8 protein-coding genes are annotated in these 12,434 nt (G+C 58.8%); 7 read left to right on the top strand and 1 reads right to left on the bottom strand.

All coding sequences use genetic code 11. From position 1 onward, the window contains the following. Positions 1-115: 115 nt before the first annotated feature. From glgB to glgP, 5 genes are read left to right on the top strand one after another with little or no spacing between them, the layout of a single operon-like run. Positions 116-2,302: a 1,4-alpha-glucan branching enzyme gene (glgB, locus tag IM294_RS19160; RefSeq protein WP_126818588.1), complete on the top strand. Its 2,187-nt coding sequence runs from the start codon at positions 116-118 to the stop codon at positions 2,300-2,302. Then, positions 2,299-4,272 carry a glycogen debranching protein GlgX gene (glgX, locus tag IM294_RS19155; protein ID WP_047367204.1) on the top strand — a complete coding sequence of 658 codons (1,974 nt, stop codon included), beginning with the start codon at positions 2,299-2,301 and terminating at the stop codon, positions 4,270-4,272. Before glgB ends, glgX begins: the two co-directional genes overlap by 4 nt. A 17-nt stretch (positions 4,273-4,289) precedes the next feature. Then, positions 4,290-5,585 carry a glucose-1-phosphate adenylyltransferase gene (gene glgC, locus IM294_RS19150; protein WP_028014690.1) on the top strand — a complete coding sequence of 432 codons (1,296 nt, stop codon included), beginning with the start codon at positions 4,290-4,292 and terminating at the stop codon, positions 5,583-5,585. Beyond that, a complete protein-coding gene (gene glgA, locus IM294_RS19145) occupies positions 5,585-7,018 on the top strand; it encodes a glycogen synthase GlgA (protein ID WP_041911898.1) in 1,434 nt (477 codons plus the stop codon). Before glgC ends, glgA begins: the two co-directional genes overlap by 1 nt. 18 nt (positions 7,019-7,036) lie before the next feature. Next, complete coding sequence (glgP, locus tag IM294_RS19140; RefSeq protein ID WP_041911899.1) at positions 7,037-9,484, top strand: glycogen phosphorylase; 2,448 nt, start codon at positions 7,037-7,039, stop codon at positions 9,482-9,484. 35 nt (positions 9,485-9,519) lie between these two features. Here the strand turns inward: glgP and glpD are convergent, their stop codons facing one another. Continuing rightward, positions 9,520-11,028, bottom strand: a complete 1,509-nt coding sequence (glpD, locus tag IM294_RS19135) for a glycerol-3-phosphate dehydrogenase (protein WP_126818587.1) — start codon at positions 11,026-11,028, stop codon at positions 9,520-9,522. Between the two features lie 188 nt (positions 11,029-11,216). Here glpD and glpE point away from each other — a divergent pair, with 188 nt between their 5' ends. Further along, a complete protein-coding gene (gene glpE, locus IM294_RS19130; RefSeq protein WP_028014686.1) occupies positions 11,217-11,549 on the top strand; it encodes a thiosulfate sulfurtransferase GlpE in 333 nt (110 codons plus the stop codon). A gap of 47 nt (positions 11,550-11,596) precedes the next feature. Continuing rightward, complete coding sequence (gene glpG, locus IM294_RS19125) at positions 11,597-12,427, top strand: rhomboid family intramembrane serine protease GlpG (protein ID WP_028014685.1); 831 nt, start codon at positions 11,597-11,599, stop codon at positions 12,425-12,427. Positions 12,428-12,434: the final 7 nt, after the last annotated feature.

Here is a 12,434-nt window from a genome sequence, read left to right as displayed (position 1 = left end):
ATTTCTCACCTGAGGGTAGGGCGGAGCAGAGAGGATCAACTGCACCGTTTAGGTCACATTAAAAGTCGTCCCGGAGCGCGTAAAAAGGGCGACATAAAAAAACAGGATGAATACCATGTCCGATCGTATTTCGAGAGACGTGATTAATGCGCTTATTGCGGGTCATTTTGCTGACCCCTTTTCTGTGCTAGGGATGCACCGTACAGAGGCCGGACTGGAAGTTCGGGCGCTGTTGCCGGATGCGACAGAAGTGTGGGTTATCGAACCCAAAACCGGCCGCAAGGTGGGTAATCTGGAATGCCTCGACTCGCGCGGCTTCTTCTCGGGCGTCATGCCCCGCCGTAAAAACCCCTTTCGCTATCAGCTCGCCGTTATCTGGCACGGCCAGCAAAACCTGATTGATGATCCCTACAGCTTTGGGCCGCTCTTAAAAGAGATGGACGCCTGGCTGCTGTCCGAAGGGACCCATTTACGCCCTTACGAAACGCTGGGTGCCCACGCGGATACCATGGACGGTATCACCGGCACGCGCTTTGCCGTATGGGCGCCAAACGCCCAGCGCGTTTCCGTCGTTGGGCAGTTCAACTACTGGGACGGTCGCCGCCACCCGATGCGCCTGCGCCGTGAGACGGGCATCTGGGAGCTGTTTATCCCCGGGGCGCATAATGGCCAGCTCTACAAATTTGAGATGATCGACGCGCACGGCAACCTGCGCATTAAAGCCGACCCGTACGCCTTTGAGGCGCAGATGCGCCCGGATACCGCATCGCTGATCTGCGGCCTGCCGGAGAAGGTCGTCCAGACCGAGGAGCGCAAGCAGGCCAACCGCTTTGATGCGCCGATCTCCGTTTACGAAGTGCATCTCGGCTCCTGGCGCCGCCACACCGATAACAACTTCTGGCTCAGCTACCGGGAGCTCGCCGACCAGCTGGTGCCGTACGCCAAATGGATGGGCTTTACCCACCTCGAACTGCTGCCGGTTAACGAGCACCCGTTCGACGGCAGCTGGGGCTATCAGCCCACCGGGCTGTATGCGCCCACGCGACGCTTCGGCACGCGCGATGATTTCCGCTATTTCATTGATGCCGCGCACGCCGCCGGGCTGAACGTGATCCTCGACTGGGTCCCGGGCCATTTCCCGTCGGACGATTTTGCGCTGGCAGAGTTCGACGGCACGAAGCTGTACGAGCACAGCGACCCGCGCGAAGGCTATCACCAGGACTGGAACACGCTGATCTACAACTACGGTCGCCGTGAAGTGTCGAATTACCTGGTGGGGAATGCGCTGTACTGGATCGAACGCTTCGGCATTGATGCCCTGCGCGTGGATGCGGTGGCCTCGATGATCTACCGCGACTACAGCCGCAAAGAGGGAGAGTGGATCCCGAACGAGTATGGCGGCCGTGAAAACCTCGAAGCGATTGAATTTCTGCGCAACACCAACCGCATCATTGGCGAGCAGGTGGAAGGCGCCGTGACCATGGCGGAAGAGTCGACGGACTTTGCGGGCGTCTCCCGCCCTCCGTCATCAGGTGGCCTGGGGTTCTGGTACAAGTGGAACCTGGGCTGGATGCACGACACGCTCGACTACATGAAGCTCGACCCGGTTTATCGTCAGTATCACCACGATAAGCTCACCTTCGGGCTGCTCTACAACTACACCGAAAACTTCATGCTGCCGCTGTCGCACGATGAAGTGGTGCACGGCAAAAAATCCATTCTCGACCGTATGCCGGGCGATGCGTGGCAGAAGTTTGCCAACCTGCGCGCCTACTACGGCTGGATGTTTGCCTTCCCGGGCAAAAAGCTGCTGTTTATGGGCAATGAGTTCGCCCAGGGTCGCGAGTGGAACCACGACACCAGCCTCGACTGGCATCTGCTGGAGGGCGGCGACAACTGGCACCACGGCGTACAGCGTCTGGTACGCGACCTGAACCTGACCTACCGCCACCACAAAGCGCTACACGAGCTGGACTTTGATCCGTACGGCTTTGAGTGGCTGGTGGTGGACGACCACGAGCGCTCGGTGTTTGTCTTTGTACGTCGCGATAAAGCGGGCAACGAGATTATCGTCGCCAGCAACTTCACGCCGGTGCCGCGCGAACACTACCGCTTCGGCATTAACCAGCCGGGCAAATGGCGCGAGATCCTGAATACCGATTCCATGCATTACCACGGCAGTAACGCCGGTAACGGCGGGCTGGTGCAGAGCGATGCGATTGAAAGCCACGGGCGTCCAAATTCCCTGAGCCTGATGCTGCCGCCGCTTGGCACCATCTGGCTGATGCGGGAGGGAGAATGACGCAGCTTACGGCAGGTAAACCCGAACCGCTCGGCGCGAGTTTTGATGGAAAGGGGGTGAACTTCACGCTCTTTTCTGCTCACGCGGAGCGGGTGGAGCTCTGCGTGTTTGACGGGGAGGGTAACGAGCACCGTTACGATTTACCGTCCCGCACGGGAGACATCTGGCACGGTTACCTGTCCGGCGGGCGTCCGGGAATGCACTACGGTTTCCGCGTACACGGCCCGTGGGAGCCTTCTCAGGGGCACTGGTTTAACCCGGCGAAGCTGCTGATTGACCCGTGCGCGCGCCGCGTGGACGGCGAGTTTAAAGACGACCCGCTGTTCCACGTCGGCTACGGCGAACCGGACCACCGCGACAGCGCGCCCGTCGCGCCGAAAAGCGCGGTGGTGCACGATCTCTACGACTGGGAAGACGATGCCCCGCCGCGCACGCCGTGGGGTAACACCGTCATCTATGAAGCGCACGTCAAAGGGCTGACCTACCTGCACCCGTCGATCCCCAAAGAGATGCGCGGCACCTACAAAGCGCTGGGGCATCCGACCATGGTCGCTTACCTGAAGCATTTGGGCATCACCGCGCTGGAGCTGCTTCCGGTGGCGCATTTCGCCAGCGAGCCGCGTCTTCAGCGTCTTGGGTTAAGCAACTACTGGGGCTACAACCCGCTGGCGATGTTCGCTCTCGACCCGCGCTACGCGGTGCATCCGGAGAAAGCGCGGGACGAGTTTCGCGACGCGGTTAAGGCGCTCCACGCCGCGGGCATTGAGGTCATTCTGGACGTGGTGCTGAACCACAGTGCGGAAAGCGATCTTGACGGCCCGACGCTCTCACAGCGCGGAATCGATAACCGTAGCTATTATTGGATCAGGGAAGATGGCGATTACGAGAACTGGACCGGGTGCGGTAATACCCTCAACCTCAGCCATCCGGCGGTCACGCATTACGCGTACGAATGCCTGAAATACTGGGTTGAAACGTTCCACGTGGACGGTTTTCGTTTCGACCTGGCGCCGGTGATGGGGCGCACTCCAGCATTTAGCCAGCAGGCACCGCTGTTTGAGGCGATAAAAAACTGCCCGGTGCTCTCAACGGTGAAGCTGATTGCGGAACCCTGGGACATTGGTGAAGGCGGTTATCAGGTGGGGAACTTCCCGCCGCTGTTTGCCGAGTGGAACGACCACTACCGCGATGCCATCCGCCGCTTCTGGCTGGCGCGCGATCTGTCGCTGGGTGAGTTCGCCGGACGCTTTGCCGGCTCCAGCGATCTCTTTAAGCGCGACGGAAAACGTCCGTCGGCCACCATCAACCTGGTGACGGCGCATGACGGTTTTACGCTGCGCGACTGCGTTTGTTTCAATCAGAAACACAATGAGGCCAACGGCGAAGAGAATCGCGATGGCACTAACAATAACCATAGCTTCAATCATGGTATAGAAGGGTTAGGCGGAAGTCTGGATGTGATCGAGCGGCGACGCGCCAGCGTTCATGCGCTGCTGACGACGCTTTTGCTGTCTCAGGGCACACCGATGCTGCTGGCGGGCGACGAGCACGGCCACAGCCAGCACGGCAACAACAACGCCTATTGCCAGGACAACACCTTAACCTGGCTCGACTGGGGGGAGGCGAACAGCGGGTTGACCCATTTCACCGCGGCGCTAATCCACCTTCGCCAGCAGATCCCCGCCCTTACCGCCGACAGCTGGTGGGAAGAGGGCGACGGCAACGTTAGCTGGCTGAATAAAGACGCGCAGCCGTTGAGCGCGCAAGAGTGGCAACACGGCATCACCTGCCTGCAAATCCTGCTTTCGGGTAAGTGGCTGGTGACGCTGAACGCGACGGACGACGTCGCAGAGATTGTTTTACCTGACGGGGAGTGGCGAGCTGTTCCCCCCTTTGCCGGAGCGGATAATCCGGTAGTAATGGCTGTCTGGCACGGGCCTGCGCACGGAGTGTGCGTATTCCAAAGATGATAAAAAAGGAGTTAGTCATGGTTAGATTAGAGAAGAACGATCCGTTAATGTTGGCGCGCCAGCTACCATTAAAAACCGTTGCCCTGATACTTGCGGGCGGGCGTGGTACCCGTCTGAAAGATTTGACCATCAAGCGCGCCAAGCCGGCCGTTCACTTTGGTGGTAAGTTCCGCATTATCGACTTTGCGCTCTCAAACTGCCTGAACTCGGGCATTCGCCGCATTGGCGTCATTACTCAGTATCAGTCGCACACCCTGGTACAGCACATTCAGCGCGGCTGGTCATTCTTCAGCGAAGAGATGAACGAGTTTGTCGATCTGCTCCCGGCGCAGCAGCGCGTTCACGGGGAAAACTGGTACCGCGGCACGGCGGATGCGGTGACCCAAAACCTCGACATTATTCGCCGCTACAGCGCGGAATACATCGTGATCCTCGCGGGTGACCACATCTACAAGCAGGATTACTCGCACATGCTGATCGACCACGTCGAAAAAGGGGCGCGCTGCACCGTGGCGTGTCTGCCGGTGCCCGTTGCCGAGGCGACGGCGTTTGGCGTGATGCACGTGGATGCGGACGACAAGATTATCGACTTCGTTGAAAAACCGGCGAACCCGCCAACCATGCCGGGCGATGACACCAAATCGCTCGCCAGCATGGGGATCTATGTCTTTGATGCAGATTATCTTTATGAGCTGCTCGAAGAAGACGACAAAGACGAAAGCTCCAGCCACGACTTCGGTAAAGACATCATCCCGAAAATCACCAAAGCTGGCATGGCCTATGCACATCCCTTCCCATTGTCCTGCGTGCAGTCCGATCCGAATGCGGAGCCATACTGGCGCGATGTGGGAACCCTGGAAGCGTACTGGAAAGCCAACCTCGATCTGGCGTCCGTGACGCCTGAGCTGGATATGTACGACCAGAACTGGCCGATTCGTACCCACATGGAATCCCTGCCGCCGGCGAAGTTCGTGCAGGACCGCTCCGGCAGCCACGGCATGACCCTGAACTCGCTGGTCTCCGGCGGGTGCATCATCTCAGGTTCGGTGGTGGTGCAATCCGTGCTGTTCCCGCGCGTGCGTATAAACTCATTCTGTAATATCGATTCGGCGGTTCTGCTGCCGGATGTCTGGGTAGGGCGTTCGTGTCGTCTGCGTCGCTGCGTTATCGACCGCGCCTGCGTCATTCCTGAGGGAATGGTGATTGGTGAAAACGCGGAAGAAGATGCGCGTCGCTTCTACCGTTCTGAAGAGGGGATCGTGTTAGTCACACGGGAAATGTTGCGGAAGCTGCAGATCAAACAGGAGCGATGATGCAGGTTTTACACGTATGTTCTGAGATGTTCCCGTTGTTAAAAACGGGCGGCCTGGCGGATGTTCTTGGTGCATTACCGGCGGCGCAAATCGCCGGTGGAGTCGATACCCGCGTCCTGCTGCCCGCCTTCCCGGATATCCGGCGCGGCATACCTGATGCAAAGGTCGTGACCCGCCGTGAAACGTTTGCCGGACGCATCACCCTGCTGTTTGGGCATTACAACGGCGTAGGGATCTACCTGATCGACGCACCGCATCTGTACGACCGTCCGGGCAGCCCGTATCACGATACCAACCTGTTCGCCTATACCGACAACGTGCTGCGCTTTGCGCTGCTCGGCTGGGTGGGGGCGGAGATGGCCGTCGGGCTGGATCCATTCTGGCGTCCGGATGTGGTCCACGCGCACGACTGGCACGCCGGGCTGACGCCAGCGTATCTGGCGGCAAAAGGGCATCCGGCAAAATCGGTGTTTACGGTGCACAACCTGGCGTATCAGGGCATGTACTATGCGCATCATATGAATGACATCGATCTGCCATGGTCGTTCTATAACATGCACGGGCTGGAGTTCAACGGGCAAATTTCGTTCCTGAAGGCCGGGCTGTACTACGCCGACCACATCACGGCGGTGAGCCCCACCTACGCGCGTGAAATTACCCAGCCGGAGTTTGGCTACGGTCTGGAAGGGCTGCTGCAGCAGCGCCATCGTGAAGGCCGCCTGTCGGGCATTCTGAACGGCGTGGATGAGCAGATCTGGAGCCCTGAAACCGATCTCCTGCTGGCCGCGCGCTATGGCCGCGACTCGGTGGAAGATAAAGCCGAAAACAAACGCCAGCTGCAAATTGCGATGGGGCTGAAGGTCAACGATAAGGTGCCGCTGTTTGCGGTGGTCAGCCGCCTGACCAGCCAGAAAGGGCTGGATCTGGTGCTGGAGGCGCTGCCCGGTTTACTGGAGCAGGGCGGACAGCTGGCGCTGCTCGGCGCGGGCGACCCGGTGCTGCAGGAAGGTTTCCTCGCCGCCGCCGCGGAACATCCGGGGCAGGTGGGCGTGCAGATTGGCTATCACGAAGCGTTCTCGCACCGCATTATGGGCGGCGCGGACGTGATTCTGGTGCCGAGCCGTTTCGAACCCTGCGGCCTGACGCAGCTCTACGGTCTGAAATACGGCACGCTGCCGCTGGTGCGCCGCACGGGCGGGCTGGCGGATACGGTGTCGGATAGCTCTCTGGAAAACCTGGCGGATGGTATCGCCAGCGGGTTTGTCTTTGAAGACAGTAATGCCTGGTCGCTGCTTCGGGCGATCCGGCGTGCGTTCGTCTTGTGGTCCCGTCCATCCCTGTGGCGTTACGTTCAGCGTCAGGCGATGTCCATGGACTTTAGCTGGCACGTTGCGGCGCAGTCGTACCGCGACCTTTATCAACGCTTGATGTAACGAGGCGAAGTTACTGATATGAACGCTCCATTTAGCTACTCTTCCCCCACGCTCAGCGTTGAGGCGTTAAAGCACTCCATCGCCTACAAGCTGATGTTTACCATCGGGAAAGATCCGGTCATCGCCAACAAGCACGAGTGGCTGAACGCCACCCTGTTTGCGGTGCGTGACCGCATGGTCGAACGCTGGCTGCGCTCTAACCGCGCCCAGCTTTCGCAGGAGACGCGGCAGGTTTACTACCTGTCGATGGAATTTTTGATTGGCCGCACCCTCTCCAACGCGCTGCTGTCGCTCGGTATCTACGACGACGTCAAAACCGCGCTGGAAGAGATGGGGCTGGATTTAGAAGAGCTGATTGACGAAGAGAACGACCCGGGGCTGGGTAACGGTGGTCTCGGGCGTCTTGCCGCCTGCTTCCTTGACTCGCTGGCAACGCTGGCGCTGCCGGGGCGCGGCTACGGTATTCGCTACGACTACGGCATGTTCAAGCAGAACATCGTTGACGGCCGCCAGAAAGAGTCCCCGGACTACTGGCTGGAATACGGCAACCCGTGGGAGTTCAAGCGCCACAACACGCGCTACAAGGTGCGCTTTGGCGGACGCATTCAGCAGGAAGGGAAAAAGTCCCGTTGGGTGGAAACCGAAGAGATCCTCGCCGTGGCCTATGATCAGATCATCCCCGGCTATGACACCGATGCGACCAATACGCTGCGCCTGTGGAATGCCCAGGCGAGCAGCGAAATCAACCTCGGTAAATTTAACCAGGGCGACTACTTTGCCGCGGTGGAAGATAAAAACCACTCCGAGAACGTCTCCCGCGTGCTGTATCCGGATGACTCAACCTACTCCGGGCGCGAGCTGCGCCTGCGTCAGGAGTATTTCCTCGTCTCCGCGACGATTCAGGACATCCTCAGCCGCCACCATCAGCTGCATAAAACCTACGCCAACCTGGCGGAGAAAACCGCGATTCACCTTAACGACACCCATCCGGTGCTCTCCATTCCCGAGCTGATGCGCCTGCTGATCGACGAGCACAAGTTCAGCTGGGACGACGCGTTTGAAGTGACGTGCCAGGTGTTCTCCTACACCAACCACACCCTGATGAGCGAAGCGCTGGAGACCTGGCCGGTGGACATGCTCGGCAAAATTCTGCCGCGCCACCTGCAAATCATCTTCGAGATCAATGACTACTTCCTCAAGACGCTGCAGGAGCAGTACCCGAACGATACCGGGCTGCTGAGCCGTGCCTCGATCATTGATGAATCCAACGGTCGTCGCGTGCGCATGGCCTGGCTGGCGGTTGTCATCAGCCACAAGGTCAACGGCGTGTCCGAGCTGCACTCGAACCTGATGGTGCAGTCCCTGTTTGCGGACTTCGCGAAGATCTTCCCGACGCGCTTCTGCAACGTCACCAACGGCGTTACGCCGCGCCGCTGGCTGGCGCTGGCCAACCAGCCGCTCTCTGACGTGCTGGATGAGAATATCGGCCGCACCTGGCGCACCGATTTGAGCCAGCTGAGCGAGCTTAAGCAGCATATTGATTTCCCGACGGTGAACAAGGCCGTGCGGGAAGCCAAGCTGCTGAACAAGAAACGTCTGGCGGTCTGGCTGGCGATGCACCTCAACGTGGTCGCAAACCCGAAAGCGCTATTTGACGTGCAGATCAAGCGCATCCACGAGTACAAGCGTCAGCTGATGAACGTGCTGCACGTGATCACCCACTACAACCGCATTAAGGCCGATCCAACCGCAGAGTGGGTGCCGCGCGTGAAGATCTTCGCCGGTAAGGCGGCTTCCGCCTACTACATGGCGAAGCACATTATTCACCTGATCAACGACGTGGCGAAGGTGGTGAACCAGGATCCGGAGATTGGCGACAAGCTGAAGGTGGTATTCATCCCGAACTACAGCGTCAGCCTGGCGCAGCTGATCATCCCGGCGGCAGATCTCTCCGAGCAGATCTCCACGGCGGGGACGGAAGCGTCCGGCACCAGCAACATGAAGTTTGCTCTCAACGGCGCGCTGACCATCGGCACCCTGGACGGGGCGAACGTCGAGATGCTGGAGCACGTAGGAGAAGAGAATATCTTTATCTTCGGCAATACCACCGAAGAAGTGGAGGCGCTGCGCAGGAAAGGCTACTCCCCGCGTGAGTTCTATGAAGGGGATGAAGAGCTACGTCAGGTCCTGACGCAGATTGCGACCGGTGTGTTCAGCCCCGACGAGCCGGGCCGCTATCGCGATCTGGTGGATTCGCTGATTAACTTTGGCGACCACTATCAGGTGCTGGCGGATTATCGCAGCTACGTGGACTGCCAGGATAAAGTGGATGAGCTGTACCGTCAGCAGGAGAAGTGGACCAGCGCGGCGATGCACAACATCGCCAACATGGGGTATTTCTCGTCTGACAGGACCATCAAGGAGTATGCCGAGAACATCTGGCATATTGATCCGGTGCGGTTGTAAAAACAAAGCCCGGTGGCGCCACCGGGCTTTTTACATCACGACGCCAGCGACAGCTCACGCTTCCCCGCATGCTGCTGCAGCCACTGCGCCACGCGAGACTGCTGCTCGGCGTTAAGCCACATCCCTTCTTTGGTACGACGCCAGATGGCATCTTCAAGGCGGCGAACCCACTCGTGCTCAACCAGGTAGCGCAGCTCGGCCTCATACAGCTCGTGGCCGAAATGTTCACCCAGATCGGCAAGCGATTTCGCGTCGCCCAGGAACAGCTCGGTATTGCTGCCGTAGGTGCGGGCGTAGTGGCGCGCCATCCCTTCGGTAATGAACGGAAAGCGACGGCGCAGCTTCGCGGCGTAATCGTCGCGGTTTCCGCCAATATCTCCGCCGGGCAGCACTGCCTCTTTGGTCCACGCCGGGCCAATACCTTTGTAGTACGGCGCCAGTTTTTCCAGCGCGTGCTCGGCCAGCTTGCGGTAGGTAGTCAGCTTGCCGCCAAACACCGACAGCAGCGGTGCCTGACCGTCTACGTCGTGGATATCAAGCGTGTAGTCGCGGGTGATGGCCTGCGGTGAGTCAGACTCGTCATCGCACAGCGGACGCACGCCGGAGTAGGTCCAGACCACGTCCTCGCGCGAAAGCTGTTTCTTAAAGTGCGCGTTATACACTTTCAACAGGTAGTTCACTTCGCTCTCGTCGATCTCGACGTTTTTCGGATCGCCCTTGTACTCCACGTCGGTGGTGCCGATGATGGAGAATTCGTCCATCCACGGGATCACAAACACGATGCGTTTATCTTCGTTTTGCAGGATATAAGCCTGCTTCTGGGTATGCACGCGCGGCACCACAATGTGGCTGCCTTTGATCAGGCGGATGCCGTACGGCGAAGGCAGGTGCATGCCGTCGTCGAAGAACTGCTTCACCCACGGGCCGGTGGCGTTCACCAGGCCGCGCGCCTTCCAGCTGAACTTCTCGCCGGTATCCACGTCTTCCGCTTCCACAATCCACAGGCCGTTTTCACGACGGGCGGCGGTCGCGCGGGTCCGGGTTTTCACCTCGCCACCTTTCTTCTCGACCATCTGCGCATTCGCCAGAACCAGGCGCGCATCGTCCACCCAGCAGTCTGAATATTCGAAACCGCGCACGATTTCCGGCTTAAGGACCGATTCTGAGCCAAAACGCAAACCGTTCGAACCCGGCAGGCTGGTGCGTTTGCCCAGATGATCGTACATAAACAGGCCGATGCGGATCATCCACGCCGGACGCAGGTGCGGACGGTGCGGCAGGCGGAAGCGCATCGGGATCGCCAGATGCGGGGCCATTTTCAGCAGCACTTCGCGTTCGGCCAGCGCTTCGCTGACCAGGCGGAATTCGTAGTGTTCCAGGTAGCGCAGGCCACCGTGGATCAGCTTGGAGCTGGCGGACGACGTCGCGCAGGCGAGATCGTTAGCTTCCAGCATCAGCACGGATAAACCGCGTCCTGCGGCATCAACCGCAATACCGGCACCGTTGATGCCACCGCCTATCACAATCAGATCTTTGGTTTCCATAACACCCTCATGCACTTTCGTTAAAGCTCAAAAATGTTCGATATCGCTCATAATAGCAAAGGAACGCGCTTTTGGTAACATCAAAAAAACAATTTAGAGTGATATGGATAACATAATGGCGTTTACCCGCCGCCAGGACGTACACTACGGGGTAAAATCTTGTCGTTGACCACTGTAAAGAGAACACCATGGATCAGTTTGAATGTATTAACGTAGAAGAAGCCCACCAGAAGATGCACCAGGGAAAAGCGGTGCTGGTGGACATTCGCGACCCGCAGAGTTTTGCCATGGGCCATACGCCGGGCGCGTTTCATCTGACCAACGACACGCTGGGCGCGTTTATGCGCGATAACGACTTCGAAACGCCCGTTATGGTCATGTGCTACCACGGCAATAGCAGCAAAGGCGCGGCGCAGTATCTGATTCAGCAAGGCTATGACGCGGTATACAGCGTCGACGGCGGCTTTGATGCCTGGCATCGTCATTTCCCGGCAGAAGTGGAATACGCGTTTGAGCGCTAATCCCGCTATACTGTCCCCTTTTGTGTGGAAATAAGCGACCGCTGCCCATGTTGATGATCACCTCTTTTACCAACCCGCGCGTCGCCCAGGCGTTTGTCGACTATATGGCGACGCAGGGCGTTATTCTGACCATTCAGCAACATACTCAGACCGACGTCTGGCTGGCCGACGAGAGCCAGGCTGCGCGGGTCAACGAGGAGCTGGCGCGTTTCCTTGAGAACCCCGGCGACCCGCGCTATCTGGCGGCCAGCTGGCAATCCGGGCAGACCGGCAGCGGACTGCATTACAGCCGCTTTCCCTTCCTTGCCACGATACGCGAGCGCGCGGGCCCGTTTACGCTGCTGCTGATGGCAGCCTGCATTATCGTCTTCATTATTATGAACGTGGTGGGCGACCAGAGCGTGATGATCGCGCTGGCGTGGCCGTATGATCCGTCGCTGGATTTTGACGTCTGGCGCTACTTTACCCACGCGCTGATGCATTTCTCGGTGATGCATATCCTCTTTAACCTGCTGTGGTGGTGGTATCTCGGCGGTATCGTTGAGAAGCGGCTCGGCAGCGGCAAGCTGATTGTCATCACCGTAATCAGCGCCCTGCTGAGCGGCTATGTACAGCATAAATTCAGCGGCCCGTGGTTCGGCGGGCTGTCGGGTGTCGTCTACGCTTTGATGGGCTACGTCTGGCTTCGCGGGGAGCGCGACCCGGAAAGCGGCATCTATTTACAACGCGGATTAATAGCCTTTGCGTTAATATGGCTAATTGCCGGATGGTTTGATCTGTTTGGTATGTCTATCGCCAATGGTGCGCACGTCACCGGCCTCGCCGTCGGTCTTGCAATGGCGCTTGCCGACACGCTCCATGCGCGAAAACGAACATAATTCTCAG

The sequence above is a fragment of the Enterobacter cloacae complex sp. P43RS genome (assembly GCF_014930585.1).
GTDB lineage: Bacteria > Pseudomonadota > Gammaproteobacteria > Enterobacterales > Enterobacteriaceae > Enterobacter > Enterobacter bugandensis.
Note: the sequence above shows the minus strand (reverse complement) of the source record. Positions and strands in the feature narration are given on the sequence as shown.